This is a genomic window from Candidatus Phytoplasma asteris, assembly GCF_038505995.1.
GTDB lineage: Bacteria > Bacillota_I > Bacilli_A > Acholeplasmatales > Acholeplasmataceae > Phytoplasma > Phytoplasma asteris.
Map to the genome: position 1 here is coordinate 348,013 of NZ_CP128414.1, position 16,867 is coordinate 364,879.

General features: G+C 35.2%; 11 protein-coding genes, 3 tRNA genes and 2 rRNA genes. All 16 read left to right on the top strand.

Annotation, left to right across the window (positions count from 1 at the left end):
• Nucleotides 1–37: 37 nt before the first annotated feature.
• A tRNA-Ile gene (locus tag QN326_RS01990) sits at nucleotides 38–114 on the top strand.
• Between the two features lie 63 nt (nucleotides 115–177).
• A 23S ribosomal RNA gene (locus tag QN326_RS01995) occupies nucleotides 178–3,042 on the top strand.
• A gap of 35 nt (nucleotides 3,043–3,077) precedes the next feature.
• Nucleotides 3,078–3,186 (top strand): 5S ribosomal RNA (rrf, locus tag QN326_RS02000).
• A gap of 25 nt (nucleotides 3,187–3,211) precedes the next feature.
• Nucleotides 3,212–3,287 (top strand) — tRNA-Val (locus QN326_RS02005).
• A 6-nt stretch (nucleotides 3,288–3,293) separates the two neighbouring features.
• Nucleotides 3,294–3,370, top strand: a tRNA-Asn gene (locus QN326_RS02010).
• 280 nt (nucleotides 3,371–3,650) lie between these two features.
• Entirely contained in the window at nucleotides 3,651–5,798 is a 2,148-nt protein-coding gene (locus QN326_RS02015) for a polyribonucleotide nucleotidyltransferase (protein WP_342386769.1), read from the top strand.
• 84 nt (nucleotides 5,799–5,882) lie between these two features.
• A complete protein-coding gene (locus tag QN326_RS02020; RefSeq protein WP_342386770.1) occupies nucleotides 5,883–8,330 on the top strand; it encodes an HAD-IC family P-type ATPase in 2,448 nt (815 codons plus the stop codon).
• Between the two features lie 5 nt (nucleotides 8,331–8,335).
• Nucleotides 8,336–9,043, top strand: a complete 708-nt coding sequence (gene rlmB, locus QN326_RS02025) for a 23S rRNA (guanosine(2251)-2'-O)-methyltransferase RlmB (RefSeq protein WP_219474955.1) — start codon at nucleotides 8,336–8,338, stop codon at nucleotides 9,041–9,043.
• 222 nt (nucleotides 9,044–9,265) lie between these two features.
• On the top strand, nucleotides 9,266–9,451 hold the full coding sequence (gene rpmG, locus QN326_RS02030) for a 50S ribosomal protein L33 (protein WP_011160627.1): 186 nt from the start codon (nucleotides 9,266–9,268) through the stop codon (nucleotides 9,449–9,451).
• A gap of 16 nt (nucleotides 9,452–9,467) precedes the next feature.
• On the top strand, nucleotides 9,468–9,878 hold the full coding sequence (gene secE / locus QN326_RS02035; protein ID WP_011160628.1) for a preprotein translocase subunit SecE: 411 nt from the start codon (nucleotides 9,468–9,470) through the stop codon (nucleotides 9,876–9,878).
• Between the two features lies 1 nt (nucleotide 9,879).
• Nucleotides 9,880–10,494, top strand: a complete 615-nt coding sequence (gene nusG / locus QN326_RS02040; RefSeq protein WP_011160629.1) for a transcription termination/antitermination protein NusG — start codon at nucleotides 9,880–9,882, stop codon at nucleotides 10,492–10,494.
• 197 nt (nucleotides 10,495–10,691) lie between these two features.
• The gene (gene rplK / locus QN326_RS02045; RefSeq protein WP_011160630.1) at nucleotides 10,692–11,117 is read left to right on the top strand and encodes a 50S ribosomal protein L11; all 426 of its coding nucleotides are present in this window, start codon (nucleotides 10,692–10,694) and stop codon (nucleotides 11,115–11,117) included.
• A gap of 93 nt (nucleotides 11,118–11,210) precedes the next feature.
• Nucleotides 11,211–11,903, top strand: coding sequence for a 50S ribosomal protein L1 (gene rplA, locus QN326_RS02050; RefSeq protein ID WP_034172138.1), 693 nt, complete (start codon nucleotides 11,211–11,213; stop codon nucleotides 11,901–11,903).
• A 39-nt stretch (nucleotides 11,904–11,942) separates the two neighbouring features.
• Complete coding sequence (rplJ, locus tag QN326_RS02055) at nucleotides 11,943–12,452, top strand: 50S ribosomal protein L10 (protein ID WP_034172139.1); 510 nt, start codon at nucleotides 11,943–11,945, stop codon at nucleotides 12,450–12,452.
• A gap of 44 nt (nucleotides 12,453–12,496) precedes the next feature.
• On the top strand, nucleotides 12,497–12,874 hold the full coding sequence (gene rplL, locus QN326_RS02060; RefSeq protein ID WP_034172140.1) for a 50S ribosomal protein L7/L12: 378 nt from the start codon (nucleotides 12,497–12,499) through the stop codon (nucleotides 12,872–12,874).
• 171 nt (nucleotides 12,875–13,045) lie between these two features.
• On the top strand, nucleotides 13,046–16,867 hold the full coding sequence (locus QN326_RS02065) for a DNA-directed RNA polymerase subunit beta (RefSeq protein ID WP_342386771.1): 3,822 nt from the start codon (nucleotides 13,046–13,048) through the stop codon (nucleotides 16,865–16,867).

The following is a 16,867-nucleotide window of genomic DNA, read 5'->3' on the forward strand; positions in this document are numbered from 1 at the left end:
AATTGTATTTGCAACATTTTAATCTTTTTAAGATTAAGGGCCTATAGCTCAGTTGGTTAGAGCACACGCCTGATAAGCGTGAGGTCGGTGGTTCAAGTCCATTTAGGCCCACCATAACCACAAATAGGCAAAATCTTAAAAAAGCTCTTTGAAAAGTAGATAAACGAAGGTTAAAAAATCAAAGGAACTAAGGGCGCACAGTGGATGCCTTGGCACTAAGAGCCGATGAAGGACGCAATTAACGGCGAAACGCCACGGGAAGCTGTAAATAAGTGAAGATCCGTGGGTCTCCGAATGGGAAAACCCATTACATTGAAGATGTAATATTCTTCTAATGCGATTTATCTTGTTAGAAGAAAGGAAACGCGGCGAACTGAAATATCTAAGTAACCGCAGGAAAAGAAAGTAATAACGATTCTGGTAGTAGTGACGAGCGAACCCGGAACAGCCTGATACCATTTCTAGTTACAAAATTTTAACGAAGTAGAAGCTTTTGGAAAGAAGCACCAAAGAAGGTGACAGTCCCGTAAACGTAAGTTAAAATCTAGGGTATCAATAAGTACGGCGAGACACGAGAAATCTTGTCGGAAGATGGGAGGACCATCTCCTAAGGCTAAATACTTCTTAGTGACCGATAGTGAACTAGTACCGTGAGGGAAAGGTGAAAAGAACCCCGAAAGGGGAGTGAAATAGATCCTGAAACTGTGTGCCTACAATTAGTCAAAGCACGTTAATGTGTGATGGCTTGCCTTTTGCAGAATGAACCGGCGAGTTATGATATGGAGCAAGGTTAAGTTTTAAGGAACGGAGCCGTAGCGAAAGCGAGTCTTAATAGGGCGTTTAGTTGCATGTCATAGACCCGAAACTGAAGTGAGCTAGCCATGAGCAGGTTGAAGTTTAGGTAAAACTAAATGGAGGACCGAACCAGGACACGTTGAAAAGTGTTTGGATGACTTGTGGCTAGGGGTGAAATTCCAATCGAACTCAGAGATAGCTGGTTCTCCCCGAAATAGCTTTAGGGCTAGCGTTGATTTAGTAATTTGGTGAAGGTAGAGCACTGAATGAGTAAGGGCTTCACCTCGGGGTACCGAACTCAATCAAACTCCGAATGTTACCAAATAAAATCAGCAGTCAGACTGTGGGTGATAAGGTCCATGGTCAAAAGGGAAAGAGCCCAGACCGTCAGCTAAGGTCCCAAAATTGATGTTAAGTGGCAAAGGAAGTGAAGACGTTTAAACAACTAGGAGGTTGGCTTAGAAGCAGCCATCCTTTAAAGAGTGCGTAATAGCTCACTAGTCGAATGACTCTGCGCCGAAAATGTACCGGGGCTAAAACATCATACCGAAGCTACGGATTGAAATAACTTCTTAGTTATTTGAATGGTAGGGGAAGCGTTCTGACATCAGTGAAGCCATAGCGGAAGCAGTGGTGGAGAGGTCAGAAGTGAGAATGCCGGTGTAAGTAACGAAAAGATAGGTGAGAATCCTATCCGTCAAAAACCCAAGGTTTCCAGGGCCAGGTTCGTCCTCCCTGGGTTAGTCGGGTCCTAAGGTGAGGGAGAAATCCGTAATCGATGGCAAGCAGGCTGAGATTCCTGCACTAGTTAATCAACTGACGGAGGGACAAAGCAGGCTAAACACGCCCCTTATTGGATTGGGGTAGAAAAACTAAGTCTGAGAAGACAGGCAAATCCATTTTCTCATTTAAAGACAAGGTTTGAAAGTAAAGTGATTGATGTCATACTTTCAAGAAAAGCTTCTAGGGCTAATTGATTAACTACCCGTACCGCAAACCGACACAGGTGGGTAGGTAGAGTATACTAAGACGCGCGAGCAAACTCTTGTTAAGGAACTCGGCAAAATTACTCCGTAACTTAGGGATAAGGAGAGCTTTTATTAAAACTAAAAGCCGCAGAGAATAGGCCCAAGCGACTGTTTATCAAAAACATAGGTCTCTGCTAAACCGCAAGGTGATGTATAGGGGCTGATGCCTGCCCGGTGCTGGAAGATTAAAAGGAGATGTCAGGCAACGAAGCATTGAATTGAAGTCCCAGTAAACGGCGGCCGTAACTATAACGGTCCTAAGGTAGCGAAATTCCTTGTCGGGTAAGTTCCGACCCGCACGAAAGGCATAACGATTTGGGCGCTGTCTCAACAAGAGCCTCGGTGAAATCAAATTACCGGTGAAAATGCCGGTTACCCGCGACAGGACGAAAAGACCCCATGGAGCTTTACTGCAACTTAATATTGAAATTGGAAATAAGATGTACAGGATAGGTGGGAAACTGTGAGAGAAAAACGCTAGTTTTTCTGGAGTTGTCCTTGGGATACCACCCTTGTTATTTTTAGTTTCTAACCTGCACATGTGTAATGTGAGGGACAGTGTTTGGTGGGCAGTTTGACTGGGGCGGTCGCCTCCTAAAGAGTAACGGAGGCGTTCGAAGGTTCCCTCAAAATGGTTGGAAATCATTTGTAGAGCATAAAGGCACAAGGGAGCTTGACTGCAAGACTTACAAGTCGAGCAGGGACGAAAGTCGGACTTAGTGATCTTACGGTACCGAATGGAAGGGCCGTGACTCAACGGATAAAAGCTACCCTGGGGATAACAGGCTTATCGCTTCCAAGCGTTCACAGCGACGAAGCGGTTTGGCACCTCGATGTCGGCTCATCGCATCCTGGAGCTGGAGAAGGTTCCAAGGGTTGGGCTGTTCGCCCATTAAAGCGGAACGCGAGCTGGGTTCAGAACGTCGTGAGACAGTTCGGTCTCTATCCGTCGTGGGCGTTGGAAATTTGAAAGGAACTGTCCCTAGTATGAGAAGACCGGGATGGATATACCGCTGGTGTTTCAGTTGGTTCGCCAGAGCCACAGCTGAGTAGCTATGTATAGAAGGGATAAACACTGAAAGCATCTAAGTGTGAAGCCTCCCTTAAGATGAGATTTCCCTATGAGGTCCCTGAAAGACTATCAGGTTGATAGGCTAGAGGTGTAAGAAGAGTGATCTTTTCAGCTGACTAGTACTAATAGACCCATTGACTTTGATTTTTTAAATACCAACGTTTATCTAGTTTTGAAAGATCCTTGGTGCATAAAACTAAGGGGCAACACCTGTTCCCATCCCGAACACAGCAGTTAAGTCCTTAGTACTGACAATAGTTCTTTATTGAGCGAAGATAGGGAGTGCCAAGGTTTGCTTTATAAAAAAGAATAAAAAAGAGGATTAGCTCAGTTGGGAGAGCGTCTGCCTTACAAGCAGAATGTCGGGGGTTCAAGTCCCTCATCCTCTACCAAAAACTGCCTACGTAGCTCAGTTGGTTAGAGCATCTGACTGTTAATCAGAGGGTCCTAGGTTCGAGTCCTAGCGTGGGCGCCATCTTTGTTGTGTTTTTTCTTTTGTCCTTGAAACCCATTTTTTAAATTAGTATTTTCTAATTTATTAAGTCAATTTTACTTTTTTAACAAAATTCTCTTTTTTTAAGAAAATAATTTTAAATTGATTTTTTATAAATATCACTTAAAATTAAAATAATTATCTAATTATTAAGCTAGTTTGTTGAAATCAATTCAAAATCTAGCTTTTTATTTTTATATATTTTTTTATCACATCCAAAATTCCCCCAACCCCAACCCAGTTACTTAAAGGAGTATCTCAAGTGTTAAAAAAAGTTTTTGAAACTACTAATTTAAAAGATTCTTTTCAAGTCGAAATAGGAACTTACGCCAGAAACGTTGATGCTTCCATTTTAGTACGCTACCAAGATACAGTGGTTCTTACAACTACTGTTTTTAGTCGCAAACCCAATAATCTTGATTTTTTACCTCTTACTGTTATTTATCAAGAAAAATTATATGCTGCTGGAAAAATTCCTGGCAGTTTTTTACGCCGAGAAGGACGTTCCAACGATCACGAAATCCTCACTTCACGCCTCATCGACCGTTCTTTACGCCCCCTATTCCCTGATTATTTTCAACAAGAAGTGCAAGTAATTAATACAGTTTTAAGCCTAGACCCTGATTTTAAAAGCGAGCTTGCCTCCATGCTTGGAAGCTCTCTTTCTCTATTGATTTCTGAAATCCCCTTTTTTGAAGCTATTTCTGGAGTTTATGTAGGAAAAATCAACGACAAGTTTATCATCAATCCCACTTTGCAACAACTTGCCAATTCTACTCTACATTTGATGGTTGCAGGTACCAAACACAACGTTACTATGATAGAAGCACACGCCAATGAAGTTAGCGAACAAGACTTTTTAGAAGCCATTAATTTTGCTCACCAATATATTAAAAAACTGTGCTTATTTCAAGAAAATATCAAGCAACAATTTGCACCTGCTAAAATAACAAACACCTTGCACCCAACCGAACAAACCCAACAACAAGCCTTTTTTGCCAAACACCAATCCCAAGTTAAACAAGCTATTTTAAGTTGCAACAGCAAAAACGATTTACAGCAATTAAAAGAACAAATCCTATATCAAGCCAAACAAACTCCTTTTTTCAAAACTATTGATACTACCACTGTTTTTGATTACGAAGCCCACAAAAAACATTTACAAACAACAGAAACCCTATTTCAAAAATTATCCAAACAAGAAACACGTTCTTTAATTTTGCAAGAAAAAATAAGACCAGATAAAAGAGGATTAGAAGAAATAAGAACTCTTGAATCTCAAATTGATTTGTTGCCCCGCGCTCATGGTTCTGCTTTGTTTACTAGAGGACAAACCCAAAGCCTTGCTGCAGTGACCTTAGGATGTTTATCAGAAAGCAAAATTATTGACGGTCTAAGCGACGAACAAAATAAACGTTTTATGCTTCATTACAACTTTCCTCCTTTTTCAGTTGGTGCAGTTGGTCGTTATACTGCCCCTAGTAGACGAGAAATCGGACACGGCACTCTTGCCGAAAAAGCCATATCTCAAGTTTTGCCCGAAGAAAAAGACTTCCCCTACACTATTAGAGTAGTTTCTGAAATTCTAGAATCTAACGGCTCTTCTTCTCAAGCCACTGTTTGTGCTTCTTCTTTGGCATTAATGGCATCAGGAGTTCCTTTAAAAAAAGCAGTTGCAGGAATGTCAGTAGGATTAGTTTTTGACCAAGCAACGAATAAATACGTTATTTTAAGCGATATCCAAGGTTTAGAAGACCACGTTGGAGACATGGATTTAAAAATCGCAGGCACCAATAAAGGAATTACTGCTTTACAAATGGATCTTAAAATTCAAGGAATCCCTTTTAAAATTTTGCAAGAAGCTTTTTTGCAAGCCAAAAAAGGACGTCTTCATATTTTAGAACACATGAGCCAAACAATTTCTCAACCTCGTTTAGAAGTTTCGAAGTACGCCCCTAAAGTTTGTATGATGCAAATCAAACCAGAAAAAATTCGTGATATTATTGGAAGTGGTGGCAAAATCATCAATCAAATTATTGAATCTCATGATGGTGTAAAAATCGATATTGAACAAGACGGACGCGTTTTTTTAATGCATTCCAACTTAGAAACAGTCAAAAAAACAGTCGCTTTTATTGAAAGTTTAATCCAAGAAATTCAAATAGGCACTTGTTATCAAGCCTCTATTTTGCGTTTTTTAATTGACAAACAAGGAAAAATAATTGGAGCTGTGGCACAAGTTTGTCCAGGAATCGAAGGACTTATCCACGTTAATCAAATGAAATTTGAAAAAATCACCGATGTTTTAAAAATAGGTGAAACAGTTTCGGTTAAATGCACCAAAATCAACGACCGCGGAAGAATTGATTTTTTGCTTTTGCCCAAAAATACACAAGAAAAAAACTCTTAGTTTGGCTTTCAAAAATTATTACCAATACCCATTAATTTATAAAAAAAATACCGATATCATTTAAGAAAAGTGTGGTGGTTGTGCATGAATGAATCTTTAAATAATCCCAATATCGCAACAAAACAAAACTTTACAGGACTAACTAACAAGCAAGTAGAACAAAAAAAAACTGCGGGTCAAGTTAATGTTTCTAACTATAAAAATTCTAAAAGTATTAAAGATATCTTATTTAGTAATTTATTTAATTATCTTAATTTGTTGATTTTAATTGTAGCATTAATCATTATTTTCATAGAACAATATGAACATTTATTTTTTTTAGTAGTTTCTTTAACCAATGTTTTTATTAGTTTTATTCAAGAAATTAAAGCTAAAATAACTCTTGACAAAGTATCTTTGTTGATAAAAAACCATTCTCAAGTAATAAGAAATAGTCAAAAAGAAAAGGTTTTTTCTTCTGATTTAGTTTTGGGAGATCTTTTATTTTTGGAAGCAGGAGAACAAATTGCAGCTGATGCCAAGGTAAAATCGGGTGTTTTAGAAGTTAACGAATCACTTTTAACTGGTGAATCTAAATTAGTTATCAAAAAAGAAAATGATTTTTTATACTCTGGTAGCTACGTGGTATCAGGTCAAAGTTATGCCGAAATTGTAGCTGTAGGAAGTGATATGTATATTGAAAAAGTTTTCCAAGAAGCTAAAAAATACAAAAAACCGACCACTCCTTTAATGCAAAACTTATCTTCGTTAATCAAAACAATCATTATTTTCGTCACACTTTTTGCTATTATTTTAGCTTTTTTTGCTTTTAATAAAGAAAATAATAAAATATCAGGTTTCAGGCAAAATTCCTTACTAGGTTTGTGTGGCATGATGATATCAATGCTTCCTTTGGGACTTTTTTTGCTGACTAACATTTCTTTGGCAGTAGGTTTTGTACGTTTAGCAAAACAAAAAACTTATGCCCAAAATCTATTTGGAATCGAAATGTTAGCTCAAATAAACACTTTATGCCTCGACAAAACAGGAACTATTACTGATGGCACTATGCAAGTTAAAAAAGTCATTCCTTATCACCCTAAAGAACTTGATTTTACTAAATTAATGAACTCTTTTTTATCTGCTTGCCCCACTTCTAATAGTACTTATAATGCTTTAATAAACAAATTTAGCCCCAATACTTTTCCTACTTCAACTCCTTATCAACCCTCCCAAAATCTTCCTTTGTCCAGCACAAGAAAATATAGTGCAGTTGAATTTAACAATTTAGGAACCATTTTTTTGGGGGCTCCTGAATTCATTTTAAAAAACAATTTTCACCTTATTCAAAAAGATTTTGAAACTTACACTAAATCAGGTTATCGAGTGCTTTTATTAGCCAAAAGCCCTGAGCCTTGTATTTCTCAAATAACTTGTAAAAACCAAAAATTACACGACATCCCATGCATTCCTTTAGCTTTAATTATCATCAAAGATACTATTAAAAAAGACGCAGTTACTACCATTGATTTTTTCCAGAAAAATGGCGTTTGTGTTAAAGTAATTTCTGGTGATAATCATGTGGCAGTTTCTCAAATAGCTCAAAGAGTAGGTATTATTGATGCTTATAAAACCATCAGTTTAGAAGGACTTTCTGACCAAGAAGTTATCCAAATAGCTACTAAATATAATGTTTTTGGAAGAACTTCGCCCCAACAAAAAAAAATCTTAATCCAAACTTTTAAACAAGCAGGACAAAAAGTTGCCATGACAGGCGATGGTGTAAACGATATTTTAGCCCTAAAAGAAGCCGATCTTTCCATTGCGATGGCATCAGGCAGCCAAGCTACTTGTAATATTGCTAATTTAGTTTTGTTGGATTCTAATTTTTCTTCCATGCCTAAAGTAGTTTTTGAAGGCAGAAGAATTATTAACAATTTAGATAAAATCTCTATTTTGTTTTTTACCAAAACTATTATTGCTTTTATGCTTGCAGTTGCTGTTATTTTATTTAATTTTTTAAGGCGTCCTTGCTACTATCCATTATCACCTTTGAAATTACAATTTGTCATGGATTATTGGTCAATTGGCATTCCTTCGCTTTTTTTATCTTTTGAAAAAAACAACGAAATTATCAGCAAAAACTTTTTACTTAATAATCTCAAAAAAGCCTTTCCCTATGCAAGTCTAGCTTTTATTAGTTATGTCTTAACTTTTGGTGTGCGAATTGGTTTTGTATCAACCCAAACTCCCGATTTCAAACAATTAGAAACAGTTTCTAATTTTGTCATTTTGCTTTCCACCTTCATTTTATTTACTGTTTTATTTAGAATTTCTAAACCTTTAAATCTAGCTAAATTACTTTTATTTGTAGCAATGTTAATGGGATTTATGACAGCTTCATTTATTTTGGATGTTTTTGAAGAAATGTCTCAATTCGATAAACTTGAAAAAGTTTTATTAGTTTTAATCATCATTTTATCCCTTGTCATAACCCAAATCTCCCAAAAACCCCATCCAACAAAAACTACAAAATCGAAAGAAAACAAATAATTAATATGATTATTTACGGAAAAAACCCCATCAAAGAAGCAATTAAAGCGCAGAGAAAAATTTATCAACTATATTTAGATGAAAAAATTAAAGACCATCTTTTTATAATGTTTTTGCAAAAACACAATATTGCTTATCAATTAGTTGACAAAAAGTTTTTATATGATCTAACCAAACAAAAAAACCATCAAGGAGTCGCTGCCAATGTTTGTGACTACACTTTTTATGACTTAGACACTTATTTAGATTCTGCCAAATTCCAAAAATTCTTAATTTTAGACGCCATTAATGACCCTCATAACTTAGGAGCCATTTTAAGAACTGTTGAAGCTTGTGCTTTGGATGGTGTTATTATGAGTAAAAAACATCAAGTCCCACTCAATTCCACAGTTGCCAAAATTTCTTGTGGTGCCTTGGAATACACTAAAGTTTTTTTAGTTACTAATTTGCATCAAACCATTTTAAAACTAAAAAAAAATCAAGTTTTAATCGTTGGTACCGATAGCAATTCTTCCCAATCTTTTCACCAAATCCCTAAAAACAGTTCTTTGGCTATTATTGTTGGCAACGAAGGAATAGGCATTAGACATTTATTAAAACAGCAATGTGATTTGTTGGTTAAAATTCCTATGTATGGAAAAATCAATTCTTTAAATGTAAGTGTTGCTGCTGCATTAATGATCTACTCCACTTTTATTTTTGGCGATAATTAACCCTTGCCTCCTCCAAAAAACAAACTAATCACTAGCTTTTTTAAGCAGCTAATCATTTATCTAATTTGGGTTACTGTTAGTTTTCTTACCATCTTTCATCCAACATTCCAAATATTTTCTTCCCGGGATATTTTTTTGCACAAAGCAATTTTTATATTTTATTTTTTGCACAAAAACACTGATTTATGATATAATAAAAAAAGATGTTTTGAAAATAAATTAATGTTTTTTCAACTTTCTAACATAAAAGGAGCTATTTTTTTGAAAAAAAATATTTTAGTTTGTGTTTTGTGTCTAAACCGCAATTACAACACCAAACCACGAGCCAATCAAAACTCAAAACGTTTAACTTTAAAAAAATATTGCTCTTATTGCAACAAACACACTTTGCATCAAGAAACTAAGTAAAGGAGTTTTTAACTTTATGGGAATTAAAATAGTAAGCGAAAACAAACCAAATCAGTTATTAGAAGTAATCAAAAGAGAATATAGTTGGCTCAATATTTTACTAATTACCACTTCTATTTTGTCTCTTGCTCTTTGTGGGCAATTATGGCAACAAAAACAGTTTGAAACTATGCATTGGGCATTGCCTTGTGCTTTAGTTCTTTTGAGTGTTTTTATTTTTGCGATAGGTTCATTTGCTTTTTTCAAAGATGCATTTTTGCAAATTTTTAACATTAGTTGGCCTTCCTTAAAACAAATTTTGTTTAAAACATTACAAGTTATTTTTTTCACATTGTTCTTAATCCTTTTTGTTCATGCCATAGATTCTTATGTTATTGGCAAATTAACCCAATTTTGTGTCAAAATCAAAAATTTGTTGAGCAAATAAAATGAATAAAACAGAAAAACAAATAAAAGAGACACAAGCGCAAGAACAACAAGATCAAGAAAAAGACTCCCAAAATACATGTCACCTTAAATGGTATATTGCTCAAACTTATTCAGGTTATGAAAATGTTGTAAAAGACGATTTGTTAAGAAGAGTCGAAAGCATTGGCATAGGTGATTTAGTATCTAATGTTTTGTCTCCCAAAGAAGAATATTATGAAACTCGTTTGGATGGAAAAAAGGTTAAAAAAGAGCGTAAAATGTACCCCGGGTACGTTTTTATTCAAATGATGATTACTGACCGATCTTGGTTTGTTGTCAGAAACACTCCGCGAATTACTGGTTTTTTAGGTTCCAGCGGGATGGGTTCTAAACCAGTTCCTTTATCTGAAAACGAAATCAATCCTGTTTTATTAAAAATGGGCATCATCAATAAACCCGATTATAAAAATTTTATCGGCAAAAAAGTAGAAATTATTTCTGGTTCTTTTTCGGGTCAAATAGGGCAAGTATCAAGTATTGATGACGACCGTGAAAAAATGACAGTGGAAGTAGATTTGTTTGGTAGAGCAACTCCAGTAGAAATTTCTTTCAACGACTTCAAAGAAATATCTTAATTTTTTCATAATTTCTAACATTTTTTTATCAAATATTTAAAATTTATGTTAAAATAAGTTGTCTAAAAAATTTTATCATATTTTTTTATGTGACAATATCAACAATATTCCAAATTTAATGAAACACAAACAAAGAATAAACAACTCAAATTATCAAGTTTTTTATTTTAAGTCCCCGTTCCAAAGAAAGGTTTTTTATGGCTAAAAAAGTTGTTAAAACGGTAAAATTACAAATTCCTGCAGGAAAAGCTAATCCAGCTCCTCCAGTAGGACCTGCTTTAGGGCAAGCCCAAGTTAATATTCCTTCTTTTTGTTCCCAATTTAACGAAACAACTAAAGATCAAATGGGTTTCGTTATCCCTGTTATCATTTCTGTTTATGAGGACAGAACATTTACTTTTGTAACTAAAACTCCTCCAGCAAGCGATCTTTTAAAAAAAGCTGCTAAAATTGAATCTGGTTCTGCTAATGCAAGTCAAACCAAAGTAGCTACTATCACCCACAAACAAGTAGAAGAAATCGCCAATTTAAAGCTTCCAGACCTAAATGCTTATTGCGTTGAAAAAGCTTGCAAAATCATTGAAGGAACAGCTCGTAATATGGGAATTTTAGTAAAAGATTAAAATATTAAAATAGTTTTTACCCCAATTATTCAAATTTCAAATTAAAAAAATTTCTAAAAAATGTCAAGTTGTTTTGAGAAAGGAATTACTGCGATGAAACGAGGCAAAAAATATTTAGCATCATTACAAATGTTTGATGTTAAAAAAACATATCCGCTTCAAGAAGCTATTAGCTTAGCTAAACAAACTCAAGTTGCTAAATTTGATGCTGCGGTAGAATGTGCTTTTCATCTAAATTTAGATCCTAAAAAAGTTGATCAAAATTTAAGAGGAGCCTTAGTTTTACCACATGGCACTGGTAAAGTCTTAAAAGTAGCAGTTCTTGCTAAAGGAGAACAAGCTAAACAAGCACAAGAAGCCCAAGCAGATTACGTAGGCGACCAAGATTTAATTGATAAAATTGCCAAAAACTGGTTTGATTTTGATGTCTTAGTTGCTACTCCCGAAATGATGCCGCAATTAAGTAAATTAGGGCGTCTTTTAGGACCCAAAGGACTAATGCCTAATCCTAAAACAGGTACTGTAACAAATGATGTTTTACAAGCAGTCAAAGAAATTAAAAATGGTAAAATTGAATACCGCCTAGACAAAAGCGGGAATATTCACGCCATATTAGGTAAGGTTTCTTTTGATGAGACAAAATTACTAGAAAACTTAAAAACTTTATATCTTCAATTAATGGCTGTTAAACCTCGTACAGTGAAAGGTACTTACATTAAAAGTGTTACTATTTCAACTACGATGGCACCAGGTATTAAAATTGACCCTGTTACAATTTCACAATAATCAAGATCAAAATTTTGAAGGAAGGAAAAGGGCATAATCATGATAAAACCTCAGTTAGCCAAAAAAATAGATTCAGTTGCTGTTTTGCAAGAGAAAATTAGCACTGCCAAAACAGTTATTGTTTTTGAATATGCAAGCTTACCGGTAAGCTCTTTTATGCAACTGCGTCGTGAGTTAAAAAAAACTAGTTGTGAAGTAAAAGTATATCCCAAAAACATCATGCAAAGAGCTGTTACCAACGCCAAACAAGATGATTTAGTTACCTTTTTAAAAGGAGCAAAAGCTTTAATTATTAGTCCCCAAGAATTATTAGAACCAATCAAAACGATTTATAATTTTGCTAAAAAAAATAAAGCAGTTAAAATAGTTTCTGGCATCGTGGAACAAAAAATTGTCTCCTTGCAAGAAATAAAAACCTTAGCTACTTTGCCTTCAAAAGAACAAATGTTAGCGCTTTTAGCTGCTTCAATGTTTGCACCTTTGCAACATTTAGCAATTGGTCTAAATATGTTAGTACAAACCAAAGAACAAGAAAACCCCCAACAATAAACAATTAATTTATGAATGAAAAGATTATAACAAAGGAGATTGACATGGCTAAGTTAACGAAAGAAGCTTTTGTATCGGCTTTAAAAGAAATGTCTTTATTAGAGATTAAAGAATTATTAGATGGTTTGAAAGAAGAGTTTGGAATTGACCCAACTGCTTTAGCAGTTGCAGCTCCTGGAGCAAATAATTCAGCTGAAGTAGAAGAAAAAACCGAATTCACAGTAGTTATGAAAAGTTTTGATGAAAAAAAGAAACTTGCTGTTATCAAAACAGTGCGCGAAGTAACAGGATTAGGCTTGCTAGATGCTGCTAATTTTGTTAAAGTTCCTGACTCTAAAGTAAAAGAAAATGTTTCCAAAGCTTTAGCAGAAGATATCAAAAACAAGTTAGAACAAGCTGGAGCTGTTGTTGAACTTCAATAAATTATTATCTTGTAAGTAATATAAAAACCTGAGTTTTCTCAGGTTTTTTAGTCTTGAATTGTTTTTATTTTTATAACCCAACCCCCCAAATCCCAAAAATCGCAAAGACACAATTAAAAATAAAGATTTTGGCAAAACAAACTACCAATTAATAATTTATAGGAGCATAAGATGGGTTATCATAATGTCAAATATGGCAAAAAAGCACAACGTCGTAATTATTCTAAAACAATTTATGATGTTGATTTGCCCAATTTAATTGAAATTCAAAACCAATCTTTTGATTGGTTTTTAAAACACGGTATTAAAGAATTGTTGCAGGATTTTTGTCCTATTGAAAGTTATAATGGGGATTTAAAAATTCACTTTGATGATTATTTTTTAGCACCCCCAAAATATAGCATTGAAGAAACTAAAATTAAAGATATAAGTTATGTTGCCCAATTATTTGTCAAAACTACTTTAGAAAATGTTTTAACTGGCGAAACTAAACAAAGCAATATTTTACTTACTGAATTGCCTCTAATGACTCCCACTGGGACTTTTGTTATCAACGGCACTGAAAGAGTAGTAGTTTCTCAAATTGTACGTTCCGCTAGTGTGTATTTTGCAGGTAATTTTGACAGCAAACTCAACAGAACCACTTATTCTGGACAAGTAATTCCTTCACGTGGTGCTTGGATTGAATACGAAGAAGGCTCTAAAGAAATTTTGTATGCCAAACTAGATCGTTCCAAAAAAATCCCCTTGTCTAATTTTATTTATGCTCTAGGTTTTGACAGCAAAGAAGCAATCGAAAATGTCTTTGGCAAAAGCGCTATCATTGATTCTGTTTTTGATAAAGAAACTGATATGGACTCAGACAATGCTTTGGTAGAACTGTATTCTAAAATCCGTCAAGGCGAAAAAGTTCCTGTCGACACTGCTAGAGATTTTATCAGAACAAGACTTTTTGATCAAAAAAAATACGACCTGGCTAAAGTGGGAAGATACAAATTTAACAAAAAACTAGACGTTCTTACCCGAGCTGAAAACACTTATTTAGCTTGTGATTTTGTCAATCCCGAAACTCAAGAAATAATAATTGCACAAGACGAACTTTTAACCAAAGAAAAAATTGCAATCCTGAAACAAAATCGTCATTTTTTGCTCCAAGAAATCTTCGACTCTAAACATAATTTAGAAAACGAAACTGATGAAGAGATTTTAGCATATAAAAAAGACCCCCAAAAAAACGAATTATTCACCAAAACTAACATCATCAACTCTCGCACTGGTGAAGTTTTAGTAGCTAAAGATACTTTAGTTAACGACGATATTATCAATCATTTAAGACACAATATTCACACTCTTGATGAAAAAGTATCTAAATTTTTCTTAGGAACTAAAGATATTTATCAAAAAGAAGCAGACCGTCAAGGAGTTTTTAACGAAATTTTAGAAGTCTATACTTCAAAAGACGAATCAGGCAAGCTATATCACAAAGTCAAACTTATTGGAAACGACCAAAGAGAAACCAAAAAACACATCACTTTATCAGATGTTATTGCAAGTATTAATTATTATTTGAATCTTTATGAAAACGTAGGCACTGTTGATGATATTGATCATTTAGGGAATCGTCGTTTAAGATTAATTGGAGAATTGTTAAAAAACCAATTCCGAATTGGTCTTACCAGAGCTGAAAAAAATATCAAAGATATGATTTCCACTAGCAAATTCAGCGAAGTTAACGGTCCAGGCGACCTAGTTAATTTTACTTTTTTAATGAGTGTAATCAAAACTTTTTTCACAAGTTCACGCTTATCGCAATTCATGGATCAAATCAATCCTTTAGCAGAATTAACCCAAAAAAGAAGGGTATCAGCTTTAGGTATCGGAGGAATTAATCGTGATCGTGCAGGCATTGAAGTGCGCGACGTGCACAATTCCCACTACGGCAGATTATGCCCCATTGAAACTCCTGAAGGACCTTCCATCGGACTTATCACATCCCTTTCCACTTATGCCAAAGTCAATAAGTACGGTTTTATCCAAACTCCTTTCTTTAAGGTTTTGCACCAAGACGGGAAAACTACCCTTTCGCGCCACATAGATTATTTAACAGCTGACCAAGAAAAAGAAGAAATTATTGCCTCAGCTGGGTTTGTTTTGGATGCCAATAATGCTTTTAAAGACAAAAAAATAATTGCTCGTAGCAACGGTGAAACAGGCATTTTTGAAAGAAGCCAAATAACATATGCTGACGTTTCTCCTAAACAAATTGTCTCTGTTGCAACTTCTTCGATCCCCTTTTTAGAACACAACGACGCTTCCAGAGCTTTAATGGGAGCCAACATGCAACGTCAAGCAGTCCCTTTATTAATCCCTGAATCTCCTATTGTAGGAACAGGTGTTGAATATCGCGCTGCCAAAGACTCAGGTTGCTTAATTATTGCCCGCGAATCAGGATTTGTTACTTATGTTGATGCTCAAAAAATAATTATCACTAAAAAACCCAACCAAAATGTTTCATTAAATGGCAAAACCCTTTACGATACTACCCAAGAATTTACCTACGCCCAAGCCAAGGCTTTATACGAGAACAACTACAAAGAACACCAAGCCGAATACACCCTCATCAATTTTGCCAAATCCAACCAAGACACTTTAGTATTGCAAAAACCGATTGTAGTTTTGGGAGAACAAATCAATGAAGGCGATATTTTAGTAAGTGGACCTTCTACATCTCAAGGCGAATTAGCACTTGGCAGAAATGTTACAGTGGCTTTTATGACTTGGGAAGGTTACAACTATGAAGATGCCATCATTATGTCAGAAGAATTAGTCAAACACGATGTCTACACTTCCATCCACATTGATAAATACGAAGTTCAAACTAGAGAATTAAAAAAAGGTAGCGGTCAAGAAGAAATCACTAGAGAAGTTCCCAACGTGGGCGTTGATGCTATTAAAAACCTTGACGAAAGAGGAATTATTATTCCTGGTTCCGAAGTTAAAGAAGGAGATATTTTAGTAGGTAAAATAACTCCTCAAGGAAACATTGAACCTTCCCCTTCTGAAAAATTAATTCAAATTGTAATTGGTGAAAAAGCCCGCGAATACAAAGACTCTTCTTTAAGGGTTCCTTTTGGTGAAGGGGGGATCGTTCAAAGTGTTCATTATTTCTCCAGAAAAAACGGTGATGTTCTTCCTGCTGGTGTCAACGAAAACATCCGTGTTTTCATCGCTAAAAAACGTAAAATCAACGAAGGCGACAAAATGGCAGGACGCCACGGAAACAAAGGTGTAATTTCTCGCATCTTACCTAAAGAAGACCTTCCTTATATGGCAGACGGCACCCCAATTGATATCATGTTAAATCCTTTAGGAGTTCCTAGTAGGATGAACATTGGACAAATTTTAGAAATCCATTTAGGAATGGCTGCCAAAAAATTAGGCATCAAAGTGGCAACTCCTGTTTTTGACGGCGTTAATGACTACGACCTTAAAGAAATCATGAAAGAAGCCAATTTAGATCCTGATGGCAAAATGGTTTTATATGACGGACGCACCGGCGAACCTTATGACAGTCGTATTTCTGTAGGAGTTATGTATATGGTTAAATTATCTCACATGGTAGATGACAAACTCCATGCCAGAAACGTAGGACCATACACTTTAGTGACCCAACAACCTATGGGAGGAAAAGTCCAAAACGGTGGACAACGCTTCGGTGAAATGGAAGTATGGGCGCTTTATGCTTATGGAGCTGCTCATACCTTACAAGAAATTTTAACAGTTAAAAGTGATGATATTGTAGGTAGAAACAAAACTTACAGTGCCATCGTGCAAGGAACTCCACTGCCTAAACCAAGCATTCCTGAAAGTTTCCGAGTTTTCATTAAAGAATTACAATCTTTAGGATTGTATGTAGAACTAATCAAAACCGATACTAAAGAAAATGAAGTTAATAAATCCTTAATTGATTACAAAAAGGAAGGTTATAATTAA

Coding starts and splice junctions, on each gene's coding strand:
- QN326_RS02020 (WP_342386770.1), top strand. CDS start 5,883: ATGAATGAATCTTTAAATAATCCCAATATCGCAACAAAACAAAACTTT.
- rlmB (WP_219474955.1), top strand. CDS start 8,336: ATGATTATTTACGGAAAAAACCCCATCAAAGAAGCAATTAAAGCGCAG.
- rpmG (WP_011160627.1), top strand. CDS start 9,266: ATGTTTTTTCAACTTTCTAACATAAAAGGAGCTATTTTTTTGAAAAAA.
- secE (WP_011160628.1), top strand. CDS start 9,468: ATGGGAATTAAAATAGTAAGCGAAAACAAACCAAATCAGTTATTAGAA.
- nusG (WP_011160629.1), top strand. CDS start 9,880: ATGAATAAAACAGAAAAACAAATAAAAGAGACACAAGCGCAAGAACAA.
- rplK (WP_011160630.1), top strand. CDS start 10,692: ATGGCTAAAAAAGTTGTTAAAACGGTAAAATTACAAATTCCTGCAGGA.
- rplA (WP_034172138.1), top strand. CDS start 11,211: ATGAAACGAGGCAAAAAATATTTAGCATCATTACAAATGTTTGATGTT.
- rplJ (WP_034172139.1), top strand. CDS start 11,943: ATGATAAAACCTCAGTTAGCCAAAAAAATAGATTCAGTTGCTGTTTTG.
- rplL (WP_034172140.1), top strand. CDS start 12,497: ATGGCTAAGTTAACGAAAGAAGCTTTTGTATCGGCTTTAAAAGAAATG.
- QN326_RS02065 (WP_342386771.1), top strand. CDS start 13,046: ATGGGTTATCATAATGTCAAATATGGCAAAAAAGCACAACGTCGTAAT.